The sequence below is a fragment of the Actinomycetes bacterium genome, from assembly GCA_035489715.1.
Lineage (GTDB): Bacteria > Actinomycetota > Actinomycetes > JACCUZ01 > JACCUZ01 > DATHAP01.
Map to the genome: position 1 here is coordinate 1 of DATHAP010000211.1, position 17,418 is coordinate 17,418.

General features: G+C 73.5%; 18 protein-coding genes and 1 tRNA gene. 17 read left to right on the forward strand and 2 right to left on the reverse strand.

Annotation, left to right across the window (positions count from 1 at the left end; translation table 11 throughout):
- Both VK640_16945 and VK640_16950 read right to left on the reverse strand, forming a co-directional pair.
- Positions 1 to 686, reverse strand: a 686-nt coding sequence (locus VK640_16945; protein HTE74866.1) for an MFS transporter, incomplete at its 3' end; no start/stop codon positions are given.
- Between the two features lie 101 nt (positions 687 to 787).
- Positions 788 to 862 (reverse strand) — tRNA-Arg (locus VK640_16950).
- 106 nt (positions 863 to 968) lie between these two features.
- On the opposite strand from VK640_16950, the gene VK640_16955 reads away from it, so the two are divergent.
- The 17 genes from VK640_16955 to VK640_17035 form a co-directional block, all read left to right on the forward strand.
- Complete coding sequence (locus VK640_16955) at positions 969 to 1,355, forward strand: response regulator (GenBank protein ID HTE74867.1); 387 nt, start codon at positions 969 to 971, stop codon at positions 1,353 to 1,355.
- 61 nt (positions 1,356 to 1,416) lie between these two features.
- Positions 1,417 to 3,030 (forward strand): arginine--tRNA ligase, encoded by a 1,614-nt coding sequence (argS, locus tag VK640_16960; protein ID HTE74868.1) that lies wholly within the window; start codon positions 1,417 to 1,419, stop codon positions 3,028 to 3,030.
- A 1-nt stretch (position 3,031) separates the two neighbouring features.
- A complete protein-coding gene (gene lysA, locus VK640_16965; GenBank protein HTE74869.1) occupies positions 3,032 to 4,435 on the forward strand; it encodes a diaminopimelate decarboxylase in 1,404 nt (467 codons plus the stop codon).
- A 2-nt stretch (positions 4,436 to 4,437) separates the two neighbouring features.
- Positions 4,438 to 5,097, forward strand: a complete 660-nt coding sequence (locus VK640_16970; protein HTE74870.1) for an NAD(P)-binding domain-containing protein — start codon at positions 4,438 to 4,440, stop codon at positions 5,095 to 5,097.
- Between the two features lie 63 nt (positions 5,098 to 5,160).
- Positions 5,161 to 6,459, forward strand: coding sequence for a homoserine dehydrogenase (locus VK640_16975; protein ID HTE74871.1), 1,299 nt, complete (start codon positions 5,161 to 5,163; stop codon positions 6,457 to 6,459).
- Positions 6,456 to 7,514: a threonine synthase gene (gene thrC, locus VK640_16980; GenBank protein HTE74872.1), complete on the forward strand. Its 1,059-nt coding sequence runs from the start codon at positions 6,456 to 6,458 to the stop codon at positions 7,512 to 7,514. Before VK640_16975 ends, thrC begins: the two co-directional genes overlap by 4 nt.
- The gene (gene thrB, locus VK640_16985; GenBank protein ID HTE74873.1) at positions 7,511 to 8,437 is read left to right on the forward strand and encodes a homoserine kinase; all 927 of its coding nucleotides are present in this window, start codon (positions 7,511 to 7,513) and stop codon (positions 8,435 to 8,437) included. Before thrC ends, thrB begins: the two co-directional genes overlap by 4 nt.
- Before the next feature lie 335 nt (positions 8,438 to 8,772).
- The gene (gene rho / locus VK640_16990) at positions 8,773 to 10,596 is read left to right on the forward strand and encodes a transcription termination factor Rho (GenBank protein ID HTE74874.1); all 1,824 of its coding nucleotides are present in this window, start codon (positions 8,773 to 8,775) and stop codon (positions 10,594 to 10,596) included.
- Between the two features lie 178 nt (positions 10,597 to 10,774).
- Positions 10,775 to 10,996: a 50S ribosomal protein L31 gene (rpmE, locus tag VK640_16995; protein ID HTE74875.1), complete on the forward strand. Its 222-nt coding sequence runs from the start codon at positions 10,775 to 10,777 to the stop codon at positions 10,994 to 10,996.
- A gap of 106 nt (positions 10,997 to 11,102) precedes the next feature.
- Complete coding sequence (prfA, locus tag VK640_17000) at positions 11,103 to 12,176, forward strand: peptide chain release factor 1 (GenBank protein ID HTE74876.1); 1,074 nt, start codon at positions 11,103 to 11,105, stop codon at positions 12,174 to 12,176.
- Between the two features lie 49 nt (positions 12,177 to 12,225).
- Positions 12,226 to 13,074, forward strand: coding sequence for a peptide chain release factor N(5)-glutamine methyltransferase (gene prmC / locus VK640_17005; GenBank protein ID HTE74877.1), 849 nt, complete (start codon positions 12,226 to 12,228; stop codon positions 13,072 to 13,074).
- Positions 13,074 to 13,742, forward strand: a complete 669-nt coding sequence (locus VK640_17010; GenBank protein ID HTE74878.1) for an L-threonylcarbamoyladenylate synthase — start codon at positions 13,074 to 13,076, stop codon at positions 13,740 to 13,742. Before prmC ends, VK640_17010 begins: the two co-directional genes overlap by 1 nt.
- Positions 13,739 to 15,040: a serine hydroxymethyltransferase gene (gene glyA / locus VK640_17015; GenBank protein ID HTE74879.1), complete on the forward strand. Its 1,302-nt coding sequence runs from the start codon at positions 13,739 to 13,741 to the stop codon at positions 15,038 to 15,040. The genes VK640_17010 and glyA overlap by 4 nt, the downstream gene beginning before the upstream one ends.
- Before the next feature lie 4 nt (positions 15,041 to 15,044).
- The gene (locus tag VK640_17020) at positions 15,045 to 16,199 is read left to right on the forward strand and encodes an MraY family glycosyltransferase (protein HTE74880.1); all 1,155 of its coding nucleotides are present in this window, start codon (positions 15,045 to 15,047) and stop codon (positions 16,197 to 16,199) included.
- Entirely contained in the window at positions 16,196 to 16,663 is a 468-nt protein-coding gene (locus VK640_17025) for a hypothetical protein (protein HTE74881.1), read from the forward strand. Before VK640_17020 ends, VK640_17025 begins: the two co-directional genes overlap by 4 nt.
- Positions 16,664 to 16,680: 17 nt before the next feature.
- A complete protein-coding gene (locus tag VK640_17030) occupies positions 16,681 to 16,890 on the forward strand; it encodes a hypothetical protein (GenBank protein ID HTE74882.1) in 210 nt (69 codons plus the stop codon).
- A gap of 51 nt (positions 16,891 to 16,941) precedes the next feature.
- On the forward strand, positions 16,942 to 17,418 hold a 477-nt coding region (locus VK640_17035), incomplete at its 3' end, for a FoF1 ATP synthase subunit a (GenBank protein HTE74883.1).

Consider the following 17,418-nt stretch of genomic DNA (forward strand, 5'->3'; position numbering starts at 1 on the left):
CCGTCCTCGTCCCCTGACGGTGCCTCGTCCTCGCCGGGTGCCGGTGGTCGCGTCAGCGCGGAGGACGCGCGGGGGTGGACCCCGGCGACCAGCGCGGCGGACCACAGGTAGGTCAGAGCGTTGAGCAGGAAGACGCTGGCCACGTCGGCGACGCTGAGCAGGATGCCGCCCAGGGCCGGGCCGACGAAGAAGGCGAGGCTCTCGATGGTGCTCGCGACACCGTTCGCCGCCGTCAGCTCGTCCGGCTGCTCGACCAGCGACGGTGTCAGGGCCAGCTGGGCTGGCCGGAACGCCGTCCCGGCCAGGCCCGCCACCACGGCCAGCCCGAAGACGGCCAGCTCGGGGCCCTCCCACTCCACCAGGGCGGCAGCGGCCGTCACGAGCACAGCGCGCAGCAGGTCGCAGCCCACCATCAGAGTGCGTCGCGGGATCCGGTCTGCCAGGGCCGAGGCGAAGGGCGCGCCCACCGCGGCGACCGTGAGCCTGACGGTCCCGAACACACCCACCGCGGTGGCCCCGCCGACGCCGTACGCCCACACCGCGACTGCGGTGGCGTAGGCCCAGTCGCCGATCATCGAGCCGGCCAGAGCGAGGTTCAGCCGTCGCAGCGCGCGGTTGCGGAACACGGTCGCCAACGAGCGCCGGGTCTCGTTGATCGCGGTGCCGATGGTGCCGCTCGCCGACATGGCCACTCCCGCTGAGGGTGCGATGGTGGCCGGAGCCTAGGCAGGTGCGGCACAGGGGCGGGCCGGGTTGGCCGAAGATCACTGACGAAAGATCCGGTTTGTGGTGCCCCCGGTAGGATTCGAACCTACGCTCCCGCCTCCGGAGGGCGGTGCTCTATCCCCTGAGCTACGGGGGCCCTTCTCGGCCTTCTCTCGTAGGCCAGATCCCTGTGACGCACCGCAGAGGCTAGCAGTCGGCAAAGACGGCGCGGGCGGCGGAGCGGTGGGGTTACCCTCGCCGCCGTGACGGACCGTCCCGGCCGGGTGCTCGTCGTCGACGACAGCGACGTCATCCGCCAGCTGATCTGCGTCAACCTCGAGCTCGAGGGCTTCGAGGTCGTGACGGCCGTCGACGGCCAGGACGCGCTGGACAAGATCTACGAGGCGGCTCCGGACGTCATGACGATCGACGTGCGGATGCCGCGGCTGGACGGCTTCGACACGGTCGCGCGGCTGCGTGCCGACCCGCGGACCAGCGGGCTGAAGGTCGCGATGGTGACGGCCTGCGCGCAGGAGTCCGACATCGTCCGCGGGCGCGAGGTGGGCGTCGACGCGTACGTCACCAAGCCGTTCGACCCGGCCACCCTGGTGCGCACCGTCCGGGACCTGGTCGACCGCCCGGCCTCCTGACCGGCCCGGATAGCCTGGGCGGGTGACGCCCGCCGACCTCTCCGCAGCCGTCCGCGCCGCGGTGCAGTCCGCCGTCGACGACGGCGAGCTGGCCGTGCCCGTGCCCGACTCGGTCAAGGTCGAGCGACCCAAGGTGCGCGAGCACGGCGACTACGCGACCTCGGTCGCGCTGCAGCTGGCCAAGCCGGCCGGCCGGCCCCCGCGAGAGGTCGCCGAGCTGGTGGCCGCCCGCCTGCGCAGCGCCGACGGGGTCTCCCGGGTCGACGTCGCCGGACCCGGCTTCCTCAACGTCACCCTCGACTCGGCTGCCCAGGGCGAGCTCGCCCGGACCGTCGTCACGGCGGGGGCGACGTACGGGCGCAGCGACGTCAACGCCGGGCACCGCTTCAACCTGGAGTTCGTCTCCGCCAACCCCACCGGCCCGCTGCACCTGGGCCACGTCCGCTGGGCAGCGGTCGGCGACGCGTTGGGCCGGGTGCTGGAGGCCAGCGGCGCCGAGGTCGTGCGGGAGTACTACTTCAACGACGCCGGCGTCCAGATCGACCGCTACGCCCTGTCCCTGCTGGCGGCCGCCGAGGGCGAGCCGACACCCCCGGACGGCTACGGCGGGGCCTACATCGGCGACATCGCGGCGCAGGTCCTGCAGGACCACCCGCAGGCCCTCGAGCTGGGCCACGACGAGGCGGTCACCCTCTTCCGGCGCGAGGGCATGGCGCTGATGTTCGCCGAGATCCGGCGGTCGCTGGCCGACTTCGGCGTGCACTTCGACGTCTACTTCAACGAGAAGGACCTGCACGAGAAGGGCGAGCTGGACGTCGCGCTCAAGCGACTGACCGACGCCGGCCACGTCTTCGAGCAGGACGGCGCGACCTGGCTGCGCACGAGGACGTTCGGCGACGACAAGGACCGGGTCCTGATCAAGGCCGACGGCGACTGGACCTACTTCGCGGCGGACTGCGCCTACTACCTGGACAAGCGCGAGCGCGGCTTCGACAAGGTCGTGATCATGCTCGGCGCCGACCACCACGGCTACATCGGCCGCTACAAGGCGCTCGTGGCCGCCTACGGCGACGACCCGGACGACACGTTCGAGATCCTGCTGGGGCAGCTCGTCAACCTCTTCGAGGACGGGCAGCCGCTGCGCATGAGCAAGCGGGCCGGCACGTCGGTCACCCTGCAAGAGCTGGTCGACGCGATCGGCGCCGACGCCGGCCGCTACGCCCTCGCTCGCTACTCCACCGACTCGACGATCGACCTCGACCTCGACCTGTGGGCGCGTCGGACCAGCGACAACCCGGTGTTCTACGTTCAGTACGCGCACGCCCGGGTGGCCAGCCTGCTGCGCAACGCCGCCGAGCTGGGTCTCGACCGGGGCGAGCTGCAGCCGGAGCTGCTCGGGCACGACCGGGAGGGCGACCTGCTCGGCGCGCTGGGCGAGCTCCCGCGGGTGGTGGCGACGGCGGCCGAGCTGCGGGAGCCGCACCGGGTGGCGCGCTACCTCGAGGAGCTCGCCGGGACGTACCACCGCTTCTACGACGTCTGCCGGGTCCTGCCACGGGGCGACGAGGAGCCGACCGACCTGCACCGGGCCCGGCTGTGGCTGGTCGAGGCGACCCGCGTCGTGCTCGCCAACGGCCTCGGTCTGCTCGGTGTGACCGCGCCCGACCGGATGTAGCGTGCGCGTCCACCCGGCAGGCCCCCGGTCCGGCGAGCTCGCCCACGAGGGGCCGCACGGGGGGCCGCCCGCCGACCTGTCGGCGCTCGACGCGGCGGTGTGGCCGCTCGGTGCAGACCGGGCGGCTGCCGGCGCCCTGACGGTGCGCGGGCACGACGTGCGCGACCTGGTGGCCGAGCACGGGTCGCCGGTGTTCCTGCTCGACGAGGCCGACCTGCGCTCGCGCTGCCGGGACTACCGCGAGGCGTTCGGCGGCGCGATGGTCTTCTACGCCGCCAAGGCGTTCCTCACCACGACGGTGGCCCGCTGGGTGGAGGAGGAGGGCCTCGGGCTCGACGTGTGCACCGGGGGCGAGCTGGCCGTCGCGCTGCGTGCCGGCTTCCCCGGGGAGCGGATGCTGCTCCACGGCAACAACAAGTCGAGCGCCGAGCTGGCCGCGGCGCTCGACGCCGGGGTGGGCCGGGTCGTCGTCGACTCGCTGCACGAGGTGGAGCGGCTCTCCGCCCTCTGCGTCGCCCGCGGCGTCACGCAGCTGGTGCTGGTGCGGGTGACGGTGGGCGTCGAGGCGCACACCCATGAGTTCATCGCGACCGCGCACGAGGACCAGAAGTTCGGGTTCTCGCTGGCCGGCGGCGAGGCGCTCTCGGCGGTCCGCGCGGTGCAGGACGCGGCCGGCCTGGAGCTGGTGGGCCTGCACTCGCACATCGGCTCGCAGATCTTCGACGCCGGCGGCTTCGAGGTCGCCGCCCACCGGGTCGTCGGCCTGCTGGCGGAGGTCCGCGACGAGCTCGGCGCGGTGCTGGGCGAGCTCAACCTCGGGGGCGGGTTGGGCATCGCCTACACCAGCGCAGACGACCCGGCCGACGTGCGCGCGATGGGGCGCTCGCTGGCCGACATCGTCGACCAGGAGTGCCGGGCGGCCGGCCTGCCGCTGCCGTCGCTGGCCATCGAGCCGGGCAGGGGCATCGTGGGGCCCGGGACGGTCACCGTCTACGAGGTCGGCACGGTGAAGGAGGTCGAGGGCCTGCGCACCTTTGTCTCGGTCGACGGCGGCATGAGCGACAACATCCGCACCGCCCTCTACGACGCCGACTACACGGTGACGCTCGCGTCCCGCACGTCGGAGGCGCCGCCGATGCTGGCCCGCGTGGTCGGCAAGCACTGCGAGAGCGGTGACGTCGTGGTCAAGGACGCCTGGCTGCCGGCCGACCTCGGGCCCGGCGACCTGCTGGCCGTCGCCGCGACCGGGGCCTACTGCCGGTCGATGGCGTCGACGTACAACCACGTGCCGCGACCTCCGGTGGTGGCCGTGACCGAGACGGGCAGCCAGGTCCTGCTCCGTCGAGAGACGGTCGACGACCTGATGACGCTCGACGCCGGCACCGACCGGCCGGAAGGAGGCTGACGATGCGGACGGGTGAGCGGATCGGTGTGCTGGGGACGGGCGTGGTCGGTCATGCGATCGGCTCCCGGCTGGTCGAGCTGGGCCACGACGTCGTGATGGGGTCGAGGTCGGCGACCAACGAGAAGGCCGTCGCGTGGGCCGGGTCGCACGCCGAGAGGGCGCGCGCCGGGACCTTCGCCGACGCGGCTGCGCACGCCGAGCAGCTGCTCCTCAACGCCACCGGAGGGCTGCACTCGGTCGAGGTCCTGGGGTCGGTGCCGGAGGGCGACCTGGCCGGCAAGGTGCTCGTCGACGTGTCCAACGCCATCGTCGCCCACGGGCCGCTGCGGCTGGACCCGGTCCTCGACGACAGCATCGCCGAGCGCCTGCAGCGGGCCCACCCCGACCTGCGTGTCGTCAAGGCGCTCAACACGATGAACTGCGACGTCATGGTGCGGCCCGACCTGCTGCCCGAGCCGACGGACGTCTTCGTCGCGGGCGACGACGGCCAGGCCAAGGACGCCGTCCGGTCGATGCTCGCGGCCTTCGGCTGGGGGGAGGGGTCGGTGCACGACCTGGGAGGGATCCAGGCGGCCCGGGCGCTCGAGACCTACCTCCCGTTCTGGCTGGCCGTCATGCAGGCGAGCGGCACGGCGGCGTTCAACATCCGCATCGTCGGCTGAGGCGCTCGACCGGATCCCGGTCAGCGGCCACGCCGGACCCGATGCGTCTGACAGGCTGACGGCATGCACGACCGGGAGCCGTTGCGGGTGGCCCTCCTCGGCTGCGGCGTCGTCGGCAGCGAGGTGGCCAGGCTGCTCTCCACCCATGCGGGCGACCTCGCGTCCCGGGTCGGGCGACCGCTCGAGCTGGCCGGCATCGCCGTGCGCCGGCCGGGGCGGTCCCGCGACCTTCCGGTCGACCCGGCGCTGTTCACCACCGACGCCGAGGCGCTGGTCCGGCGCCCCGACGTCGACGTCGTCGTCGAGGTGATCGGCGGCATCGAGCCGGCCCGGGGGCTGATCCTGGCCGCGCTGGAGAACGGCGCGTCGGTGGTCACCGCCAACAAGGCCCTGCTCGCCGAGGACGGCGCCACCCTCTTCGAGGCGGCCGAGAAGCACGCGGCGGACCTCTACTACGAGGCGGCGGTCGCGGGCGCGATCCCGCTGCTGCGGCCCCTTCGCGAGTCGCTGGCGGGCGACCGGGTGCGCCGGGTCCTCGGCATCGTCAACGGCACGACCAACTTCATCCTGACCCGGATGACCGAGAGCGGGGCCGGCTTCGCCGACGCGCTCGAGGAGGCGCAGGCGCTCGGCTACGCCGAGGCGGATCCGACCGCCGACGTCGAGGGCTTCGACGCCGCGGCGAAGGCGGCGATCCTGGCCGCCCTCGCGTTCCACACCCGGGTCACCGCCGGCGACGTGCACCGCGAGGGCATCACCGAGGTCACCGCGTCCGACGTGGCGAGCGCCCGGGCGATGGGCTGCGTCATCAAGCTGCTCGCGATCGCCGAGGTCTCGGACGACGGGACCGGCGTCGGCGTCCGCGCCCACCCCGCGATGATCCCGCTCACCCACCCGCTCGCGTCGGTGCGCGAGGCCTTCAACGCTGTCTTCGTCGAGTGCGAGGCGGCCGGCGAGCTCATGTTCTACGGCCGCGGCGCCGGCGGGTCCCCGACCGCGAGCGCCGTGCTCGGTGACGTCGTGGCGGTGGCCCGGCACAAGGTGTCCGGCGGCCGGGGGCCGGGGGAGTCCGCCTACGCGGACCTGCGGCTGCGGCCCATGGGCGAGACGGTCACCCGCTACCACGTCAGCCTCGACGTCGCCGACCGCTCCGGGGTGCTGGCCCAGGTGGCCACCGCCTTCGCCCGGCACGAGGTGTCGATCGAGACGGTGCGCCAGGAGAAGCACGGCAGCGACGACGCCGTGCTCGTCATCGTGACCCACCAGGCGACCGACGCCGCCCTGTCGGCCACCGTCGAGTCGCTGCGCGGGCTCGACGTGGTGCGGCGGGTCCTCAGCGTGATGCGGGTGGAGGCCCAGTGAGCACACACCTGTGGCGCGGCGTCATCGGCGAGTACGCCTCCCGGCTGCCCGTCGACGACGCCACCCCGGTGGTCACTCTGGGCGAGGGCGGCACTCCGCTGGTCGCCGCCGGTCACCTCTCCGAGCTCACCGGCTGCGAGGTCCACCTCAAGGTCGAGGGTGCCAACCCGACCGGCTCCTTCAAGGACCGCGGCATGACCGTCGCCATCTCCAAGGCCGTGCAGGAGGGCGCGACCGCGGTGATCTGCGCGTCCACCGGCAACACCAGCGCGTCAGCGGCGGCGTACGCCGTCAAGGCCGGCCTGTCCTGCGTCGTCCTGGTGCCGCACGGGCGGATCGCGGCCGGGAAGCTCGCCCAGGCGCTGGTCCACGACGCCCGGCTGCTGCAGGTCGAGGGCGGCTTCGACGAGTGCCTGCGGGTGGCCCGCGACCTCGCCGACCACCACCCGGTCTCGCTGGTCAACTCGGTCAACGCCTACCGCATCGAGGGTCAGAAGACCGCGGCGTTCGAGGTCGTCGACGCCCTGGGTCGCGCGCCGGACGTGCACTGCCTGCCGGTAGGCAACGCGGGCAACATCACCGCGTACTGGAAGGGCTACGTCGAGTACGCCGCGGACGGCCTCTGCGCCCAGCCCCGGATGTGGGGCTTCCAGGCCGCCGGTGCGGCGCCGCTCGTGCTGGGTAAGCCGGTCGCCGATCCCGAGACGGTGGCGACGGCGATCCGCATCGGCGACCCCGCTTCGTGGGACGGCGCGGTGACGGCTCGCGACGACTCGAAGGGGCGCATCGACGCGGTCAGCGACGAGCAGATCCTCGACGCGCAGCGCCTGCTGTCCGCCACCGAGGGCGTGTTCGTCGAGCCGGCCAGCGCTGCGTCGGTGGCGGGGCTGCTGCAGTGCCACCGGCAGGGTGAGCTCGACCCCGGGCAGCTCGTGGTCTGCACGGTGACCGGCAACGGGCTCAAGGACACCGAGACCGCCCTCTCAGGGCTGACGGTGCGCACGACGACGGTCCCCGCCGACGCCGGTGCCGCGGCCGACGCTCTCGGCCTGTGACGGGGCCGGCGGAGGTCACCGTCGCGGTCCCCGCGACGTCGGCCAACCTGGGCCCCGGTTACGACGCCCTCGGTCTCGCGCTGGAGCTGCGCGACGAGGTGCGGGTGCGGGCCGCGGCGGCCGACCAGCCGGCGGTGACCGTCGAGGTCGTCGGCGAGGGCGCCGCGACGCTGCCCCGGGACGCGTCCCACCTCGTCGTCCGCGCGGTGTTGGCTGCGTTCGCCGACCTCGCGGTCCCGGCGCCACCGCTGGTGCTGCACTGCACCAACCGCATCCCGCACGGACGAGGGCTCGGCTCGTCGGCCGCCGCCGTCGTCGCCGGCGTGCTCGCCGCCCGCGCGCTGGCCGGCGCCGTCGACGACGATGGACGTACGGCGGCGCTGGCCGTGTCGACCGCCCTGGAGGGTCACCCCGACAACGCCGCTGCGGCCCTGCTCGGCGGCCTGACGATCGCGTGGGACGACGGACCCGGGCCGCGGGCTGTGCGGGTGGACCCGTCGCCGCGGCTGCGGGCCACCCTTCTCGTGCCGGACGTCGAGCTCGCGACGACCACGGCCCGCGGGCTCCTGCCGGCGACCGTGCCGCACGCCGACGCCGCCCACGCCGCCGGCCGCAGCGCCCTGCTCGTGGAGGCGCTCACCCGCCGCCCGGACCTGCTGCTGCCCGCCACCGAGGACCGGCTGCACCAGGCGCAGCGCGCGCCGGCGATGCCGGCGACGGCCGACCTGGTCGCCCGGCTGCGGGCCGACGGGCTGGCCGCCGTGGTGTCCGGGGCGGGGCCGAGCGTCCTCGTCCTCTCCGATGCCGACGCCGACGCCGACACCGACGCCGACGTCGACGTCGAGCGGCGGCTGCGCGGCAGCCTCGCCGGCTGGCGGGTGCTCCCGCTCGCGGTGGCGCGAGGCGGCGCCACGCTGGGCTGACCGGATCGCGCCGCCTGGACTATCGCTGCCACCGATGGTGTTACGCTCCACATCGCACCAGACGCCACCGAGCCAGGACCTCGTGACACAGGACCTCGTGACACAGGGGTCTCCTGACATCACGTGGCCGGGTGCTCCGCCTCGAGACTTCGCCCGTGCCCCGGCACGGCGCTGACCACGACGGCCGACACCCGAGCGACTCCCCCAGACGTCCGCCTCGCCTCGAGGCGGCACCGGCGCGGCGGACCGGTACCCCGGAGCCGCACCGGTAGCACCACTGGAACGACCGAGGCCGTGCGCCCGCCGCACCCTCGTCGATGAGGAAGGACCAGTCAGTGTCCGACAGCACAGACGTTCTCGACCCCGTCGCGGCATCTCCCGACGGATCCGGCAGTGGGTCGACGACGGACCAGGGCTCGGCCAAGGCCGCCCGTACGGGCACCCGCACCCGCACCCGCAAGGCCACCGGCCTGTCCGGCATGGTGCTCGCCGAGCTTCAGGGCCTCGCCTCCGAGCTCGGCATCAGCGGCACGGCGCGGATGCGGAAGGGCCAGCTGATCGAGGCCATCAAGGAGCGTCAGGACGGCGGCTCCGCGCCGGCCGCCGCGACGGAGGCGTCGGCGACCTCGCCGACCACGTCGGCGGTCACGTCGACGGCTCCCTCGACGTCCCCGGCCGAGGGCGACGAGCGCCCGGCCCGCACCCGGACCCGCGAGCCGCGAGCCGACCGTGCCGACCGGGGGGACCGGGGCGACCGGGGCGACCGCGAGCAGGGTGGCGACCAGCAGGACCGCCAGCAGGACCGTCAGCAGGGTGACCGGCAGCAGAGTGACCGGCAGCAGCAGGGCGACCGGCAGCAGGGCCAGCAGGACGACGACCTCGACGGGCGCGGCGGGCGGGGCCGGCGCCGCGGCCGCTACCGCGACCGCAACCGCAGCCGGCGCGGCCGCGACGGCTTCGCCCCCGGCGACGGCGAGGTGCTGCCCGAGATCGGCGAGGACGACGTCCTCGTGCCGGTCGCCGGCATCCTCGACATCCTCGACAACTACGCGTTCGTCCGGACCTCGGGCTACCTGCCGGGTCCCAACGACATCTACGTGGCGCTCGCCCAGGTCCGCAAGTCGGGCCTGCGCAAGGGCGACGCCATCACCGGTGCGGTCCGCCAGCCGCGCGAGGGCGAGCGCAAGGAGAAGTTCAACGCGCTGGTCCGCCTGGACTCGGTCAACGGCGCCGACCCCGACGCGGCCCGGACCCGGGTGGAGTTCAACAAGCTCACCCCGCTGTACCCGCAGGACCGGCTCCGGCTCGAGACCGAGCCCGGCATCCTCACCACGCGGGTCGTCGACCTGGTCGCGCCGATCGGCAAGGGCCAGCGCGGCCTGATCGTCTCGCCGCCCAAGGCAGGCAAGACGATGGTGCTCCAGGCGATCGCCAACGCGATCACCGCCAACAACCCGGAGACCCACCTCATGGTCGTGCTCGTCGACGAGCGCCCTGAGGAGGTCACCGACATGCAGCGGTCGGTGAAGGGCGAGGTCATCGCCTCGACCTTCGACCGTCCCGCGGAGGACCACACGATCGTGGCGGAGCTCGCGATCGAGCGCGCCAAGCGTCTCGTCGAGCTCGGCCACGACGTCGTCGTGCTGCTCGACTCGATCACCCGGCTCGGCCGGGCCTACAACCTCGCCGCCCCGGCCAGCGGCCGGATCCTGTCCGGCGGTGTCGACTCGACCGCGCTCTACCCGCCCAAGCGGTTCTTCGGCGCGGCTCGCAACATCGAGAACGGCGGCTCGCTGACCATCCTGGCCACCGCGCTGGTCGAGACCGGCTCGCGGATGGACGAGGTGATCTTCGAGGAGTTCAAGGGCACCGGCAACATGGAGCTCAAGCTCGACCGCAGGCTCGCGGACAAGCGGATCTTCCCGGCGGTCGACGTCGACGCGTCGGGCACCCGCAAGGAAGAGATCCTGATGGGCCGCGACGAGCTGCAGATCACCTGGAAGCTGCGCCGGGTCCTGCACGCGCTGGAGACCCAGCAGGCCCTCGAGCTGCTGCTCGACCGGATGAAGAAGACCAAGAGCAACAGCGAGTTCCTCCTGCAGGTCCAGCAGACGATGCCCATGCCGGGCAACGGCAACGGCGGCAGCGACGACGACTGACCGACCACTCGCAGCGATCTGGCACTCGCTGCTCCCGAGGGAACAGGCGGCGCCGGCTCTCGGTTGTGCCGGGTGGACCCGCCTCTGGCACACTGGTCCGCTGGTTCCGGTTCACGCCCCGCCAGACATCCTGTCGGCGACGGCGACCCGGCGACCGTCCATGTGAGGAGAGCACCCCGTGAAGCCCGACATCCACCCGGAGTACGTCGAGACGACCGCCACCTGCACGTGCGGCGCGACGTTCACCACCCGCAGCACTGCGAAGGACGGCGTGATCCACGCCGAGGTCTGCTCGCAGTGCCACCCGTTCTACACCGGCAAGCAGAAGATCCTCGACACCGGCGGCCGCGTGGCCCGGTTCGAGAAGCGCTTCGGCAAGCAGGCCAGCGGCTCCAAGTAGCGACGTCACGGCCCCGGCCGCGCACCCCACGAGGTGTGCGGGCCGGGGCCGTTGCCGTTCCCGGGGCCTATCGGCTCCGGGTGAAGGACACGAGGTGGAGGTCACCGTGCAGGAAGCACCGGAGGAGGTGCTGGCCGAGCACGCGCGGCTCGAGCAGGAGCTCGCCGACCCGGCCGTGCACGCCGACCAGGACCGGGCCCGCCGGCTGGGCAAGCGCTACTCCGCGCTGACGCCGGTCGTCGACACCCACCGCGAGCTGACGGCGCTGGCCGGCGACCTTGCCACAGCCCGTGAGCTGGCCGTGGAGGACGAGTCGTTCCGGGCCGAGGTCCCGGTGCTCGAGGCCCGGCGGGACGAGCTCGAGGCACGGCTGCGCGCGCTGCTGCTCCCGCGCGACGAGAACGACGACAAGGACGTCATCGTCGAGATCAAGGCCGGCGAGGGCGGCGAGGAGTCGGCGCTGTTCGCCGGCGACCTGCTGCGGATGTACCTGCGCTACGCCGAGCGGGTCGGGTGGAAGACCGAGCTGATCGACACGACCGGGTCCGATCTCGGCGGCTACAAGGACGTCTCCTTCGCGGTGAAGTCCCGCGGCAACCCGGGGCCGGGGGAAGGCGTCTGGGCCCGGCTGAAGTACGAGGGCGGCGTGCACCGGGTGCAGCGGGTGCCGGTCACCGAGTCGCAGGGCCGCATCCACACCAGCGCCGCCGGTGTGCTGGTCCTCCCCGAGGCCGAGGACGTCGAGGTGCAGATCGACCCGGGCGACCTGCGGATCGACGTCTACCGGTCCTCCGGTCCGGGCGGCCAGAGCGTCAACACCACGGACTCGGCCGTCCGTATCACCCATGTGCCCACCGGCATCGTCGTGTCCTGCCAGAACGAGAAGTCCCAGCTGCAGAACAAGGAGCAGGCCATGCGCATCCTGCGGGCCCGGCTGCTGGCGGCGGCGCAGGAGGCCGCCGACCAGGAGGCGAGCGATGCCCGGCGCAGCCAGGTGCGCACCGTGGACCGGTCCGAGCGGGTGCGGACCTACAACTTCCCGGAGAACCGGATCGCCGATCACCGGGTCAACTACAAGGCGCACAATCTCGACCAGGTGCTCGACGGCGACCTCGACGCAGTCGTGCAGGCGCTGGTCGACGCCGACACCGCGGCCAAGCTCGCCGCCGCGACCGGCTGAGGCGGCCGGGTTGTCCGGGCAGGTGCCGTCGCGGCGGATCTTTGGTCAGGTGACGGTGCAGGAGTCGGTGCGCGTCGCGGCCGGAGAGCTGGCCGCGGCGGGCGTGCCGTCGCCGCAGTTCGACGCCGAGGAGCTCGCGGCGTTCTCTCTCGGCGTGCAGCGCAGGGACCTCTGGCGCGCATCCGGCGTGGGACCGAAGTTCGCGGCGTACGTGCGCAGGCGGGCCGCCCGGGAGCCCCTGCAGCACATCACCGGGCGCGCGCACTTCCGCCACCTCACCCTCGCGGTGGGCCCGGGCGTCTTCGTCCCCCGACCGGAGACCGAGGTCGTCGTCGACGCGGTGCTCGCCGCCTCGCGCAGCGCCGACCACGCCGACCACGGCGACCACGGCCCGGTCGTCGTCGACCTGGGGACCGGGTCGGGCGCTATCGCGCTCTCGGTGGTCCACGAGCTGCCCGGTGCCCGGGTGCACGCCGTCGAGGCCGACCCGGGCGCCCATGCCTGGGCGGCCCGCAACGCCGCCGGCACCGCCGTCGACCTCCGCCTGGGCGACATGGCGGACGCGTTCCCGGACCTGGACGGCACGGTCGACGTCGTGGTCAGCAACCCGCCCTACATCCCGGTCGGCGCCGTGGTGCGCGACCCGGAGGTCGCTGCGCACGACCCGGCCCTGGCGCTGTGGTCAGGGTCGGACGGGCTGGACGCTGTGCGGGTGGTCGAGCGGGTCGCCGCGCGCCTGCTGCGGGCGGGTGGGACCGTGGTGGTCGAGCACGCGGACCTGCAGGGGGAGTCGGCGCCGGCGGTGTTCGCCGCCACCGGCCGGTGGACCGGCGTCGCCGACCACCGGGACCTGGCCGGCCGGGACCGCTACCTGACCGCGAGGAGGGCGACCGGCTGATGGCCTGGATCCGCCGCTACGACATGTCGCTCCCCGGCGAGCGGCCGGTGGGCATCGAGCAGGCGACCGACGCGGTCCGCCGGGGCGAGCTGGTCGTGCTCCCGACCGACACCGTCTACGGCCTGGGCACCGACGCGTTCAGCGCGGAGGCGGTCGGCGACCTGCTCGAGGCCAAGGGCCGCGGCCGCGACATGCCGGTGCCGGTCCTCGTCGGGTCGCCGCGCACCCTCGACGGCATCGCCACCCGGCTGGGCACCGCGGCGCGGGCCCTGGTGGAGGCCTTCTGGCCGGGCGGCCTCACCCTGGTCGCGCACGCGCAGCCGTCGCTGCAGTGGGACCTCGGGGACACCGGCGGGACGGTCGCGGTGCGGATGCCCCTGCACCCGGTGGCCATCGAGCTGCTCCAGGCCACCGGGCCGATGGCCGTCAGCAGCGCCAACACCACCGGCCACCCACCGGCCACGACCGCCGACGAGGCGGTGGAGATGCTGGGCGACGCCGTGTCGGTCTATCTCGACGGCGGAAGGTCGGGGGAGCCGGTGCCGTCGACGATCGTCGACGTGACCGGCGACGTACCCAAGGTCCTGCGGGCCGGTGCGCTGGGCGTCGAGCTGCTCCGCGAGGTCGTCGGCGACCTCGAGGCCCCGTCGTACAGTGACGAGCGATGACGGTGCAGCGCGCCCAGCCCTTCTGGGGCCCGGACCTCGCGGCCCTCGAGGCGGAGGACCCTGAGATCGCGGCCGTCGTGCTGGGCGAGCTCGACCGGCTGCGCGGCGGCCTCCAGCTCATCGCGAGCGAGAACCTCACCTCGCCCGCCGTGCTGGCCGCCCTCGGGTCGACCCTGTCCAACAAGTACGCCGAGGGCTACCCCGGCCGGCGCTACTACGGCGGCTGCCAGCAGGTGGACCGGGCCGAGGAGATCGGCATCGCCCGGGCCAAGGAGCTCTTCGCCGGCGACGACGTACGACCCGATGACATCCACGTCAACCTGCAGCCGCACTCCGGGGCCAGCGCCAACCTGGCCGCCTACGCCGCGCTCGTGCAGCCCGGCGACACGGTGCTCGCGATGTCGCTGCCGCACGGCGGGCACCTGACCCACGGGTCCAAGGTCAGCTTCTCCGGCACCTGGTTCCACCCGGTGCCCTACACGGTGCGCCAGGACACCGAGCTGATCGACTACGACGAGGTGCGCGACCTGGCCCGGCAGCACCGGCCGAAGATGATCATCGCGGGCGCGACGGCGTACCCGCGGCTGATCGACTTCGCGGTGTTCCGCGAGATCGCCGACGAGGTGGGTGCCTGGCTGATGGTCGACGCCGCGCACTTCGTCGGCCTGGTCGCCGGCAGGGCCATCCCGTCGCCGGTGCCCTACGCCGACGTCGTCACCTTCTCCACCCACAAGGTGCTGCGCGGGCCGAGGGGCGGCATGCTGCTCTGCCGGCCCGACCTGGCCGCCCGGCTGGACAAGGCGGTCTTCCCGTTCTCGCAGGGCGGCCCGCTGATGCACGCCGTGGCCGCCAAGGCGGTCGCGCTCAACGAGGCGCTGCAGCCGGCGTACCGCGACTACGCCCGGCAGGTCGTCGGCAACGCGCAGGCGCTGGCAGCCGGCCTGGCGGCCGAAGGGATGCGGCCGGTGTCCGGCGGCACCGACACCCACCTGGCGCTGCTCGACCTGCGACCCCTCGACGTCACCGGCGCCGAGGCGGAGGCGCGCTGCGACGCCGCGCTCGTCACGCTGAACAAGAACGCCATCCCCTACGACCCGCGACCGCCGATGACCGCCTCCGGCATCCGGGTGGGCACCCCGGCAGTCACCACGCAGGGGATGCGCGAGCCCGAGATGGCACAGGTCGCGACCCTGATCGCCCGCGCGGTCCGTGACCGCGACGGCTCCGACACCGACGAGGTGGGTGCCGCGGTGCGCCGCCTGGTCGCCGACCACCCCGCCTACCCGCGACCGGCCTGACCGCGTGCGCGAGTACCTCCTCACCGCCGTCGTCGCGGCCGCCGTCACCTACCTGCTGACCCCGGTGGCCCGGCGGATCGCGCTGCGCTGGGGCGCCATGACCCAGGTGCGCGACCGTGATGTCCACGCGATCCCGACGCCCCGGCTCGGCGGCGTCGCCATGATGGGCGGCTTCACCGCCGCGCTCGTCGTGGCGAACAACCTGCCCTTCCTGGGCCCGCGACTGGACGCCCGCGACCTGCTCGCCGTGCTGTCCGGGTCAGTGCTCATCTGCCTGCTCGGTGTCGCCGACGACCGGTGGGAGCTCGACGCGGTGACCAAGCTCGCCGGCCAGGTGCTCGCGGCCGGCGTCATGGTGCTGCAGGGCGTGCAGATGCTCTTCCTGCCGTTCGGCGGGCTGGCGGGGGAGTCGACCGACGGGGTCCCTGGCGCCGTGGTGCTCGGCCCGCCCGAGGGTGCGGTCCTCACCGTCCTGGTCATCGTCGTGACGATCAACGCGGTCAACTTCGTCGACGGGCTGGACGGGCTGGCCGCCGGCATCGTGGCGATCGCCGCCAGCGCCTTCTTCGCCTTCTCCTACCTGCTGGCCGTGCAGGAGGGCCTGCTCCGCGCGACGACGGCCGGGGTGGTGGCGGCGGCGTTGATCGGCATCTGCGTGGGCTTCCTGCCGCACAACTTCAGCCCGGCGCGGGTCTTCATGGGCGACTCGGGGTCGATGCTGATCGGGCTGCTGCTCGCCACGACGACTATCACCCTCACCGGTTCGGTGAACCCCAACGACGTCGGCACCGACATCGCCCCCGCCCTGGTGCCGCTGCTGCTGCCGCTCGCGGTGATGGTGGTGCCGTTCCTCGACCTGCTGCTCGCCGTCGTGCGCCGGACGGCTGCCGGCCGGTCGCCGTTCGCCCCGGACAAGCAGCATCTCCACCACCGGCTGCTGGAGCGCGGCCACAGCCACGCCCGCGCCGTCCTCGTCATGTACCTGTGGTCCGCGGTGCTGGCCTACGGCGCGGTCGCGGTCGCCTTCCTCGACCCCCGCACCCTGGTCCTGAGCCTCGTCGCGGTCTCGGTCGTCGCGCTGCTGCTCACCGTCAACATCCCGCGCCTACGCCGGGCCGAGGGGACGTTCACCGGCCTGCGCCGCGGGCGGGTCCGGTGAGGGTACGTCCGGCAGCCCCCGGCACGAGCGCCCGCGGGCTGCTCGGCCCGGCCGTGCTGGCTGCCCTGGCCGCCGGGGCGCTGGCCGTCGTCGCCGCCGCGGTCGTCGCGGGCGGCCCGGGCGCCGCGGGTGCCTCCATCGGCCTGGCACTGGTCGTCGGCTTCCTGCTGCTCGGGCAGGTGCCGGTCGCCCAGGTCGCCCGCGGCCGTCGTGGCCTAGCAGCCGGCCTCCTGCTCATGCTCTACACCGCGCGGGTGGTCCTGCTGCTCGTCGCGCTGCGCGTCCTCTCCGACGCCGACGGGGTGGACCGCGAGGCGGTGGGCCTCACGGTCATCGCTGCCGCGCTCGCCTGGACGGCGGGCACGGTGTGGTCCGCACTGAGATGGCGGCCCTTGCTCGTTGAGCCGACCGGGCCCGACGAGCCGACCGGGCACGAGGCCGACGGGGCCGCCCGGCAGCGCTGAGATAGGGTCGTCCGACCATGTCGGAGCAGCCGCCCGAGACACCTCCGGTCAAGGAGGTCGACGCCTGGGCGGTGATCAGCTACCTGCTCGCCGGGGTCATCTTCTACGGGGGGATCGGGTGGCTGGTGGACTGGTGGCTCGGCACCCGCGGCTTCGTCGCCGCGGGGATCGTGCTGGGGGCGGCCGGAGGAATCTGGCTGGTCTGGCTCCGGTACAGTAAGCCTTGATCCCGAACGCACTTTTTGATCGCCGATGCACCGCGCCGGAATGGAGACGCCTTGCACCTGGTCAGCGTGGCCCAGGCGGCTGAGGAGGAGTTCCAGGCCCCTGGGCCGGGAGACTTCGAGTTCCCGCCGCTGTTCGGCGAGGGCACGTTCTTCACCAAGCCGATGCTCATCATCGTGCTCGGGACCCTGGCCGTCGGCGCGCTGTTCTACCTCGCGTCACGGCGCGCGACGCTGGTGCCGGCGAAGGCCCAGTTCGCCGGCGAGAGCGTCTACGGCTTCGTGCGCAACGGCATCGTCGGCGACACGATCGGGCGCGACGGTCGCAAGTTCGTCCCCTACCTCACGACGCTGTTCTGCTTCCTCGTGGTGCTCAACGTGGCGGGCATCATCCCCGTCCTCCAGCTGCCGGCGACCTCCAAGATCGGCATCCCGCTCGTCCTGGCCCTGATCTCCTGGGCGATCTTCAACTACGTCGGCATCCGCAGGCACGGCTTCGTCGGCTACTTCAAGGCGATGATGTTCCCGCCT

What these genes read in the sequence shown, in the direction of transcription:
- glyA (HTE74879.1), top strand. Translation starts at nt 13,739, where the DNA reads ATGACGGTGCAGCGCGCCCAGCCCTTCTGGGGCCCGGACCTCGCGGCC.
- VK640_16970 (HTE74870.1), top strand. Translation starts at nt 4,438, where the DNA reads ATGCGGACGGGTGAGCGGATCGGTGTGCTGGGGACGGGCGTGGTCGGT.
- VK640_16975 (HTE74871.1), top strand. Translation starts at nt 5,161, where the DNA reads ATGCACGACCGGGAGCCGTTGCGGGTGGCCCTCCTCGGCTGCGGCGTC.
- VK640_17030 (HTE74882.1), top strand. Translation starts at nt 16,681, where the DNA reads ATGTCGGAGCAGCCGCCCGAGACACCTCCGGTCAAGGAGGTCGACGCC.
- VK640_17010 (HTE74878.1), top strand. Translation starts at nt 13,074, where the DNA reads ATGGCCTGGATCCGCCGCTACGACATGTCGCTCCCCGGCGAGCGGCCG.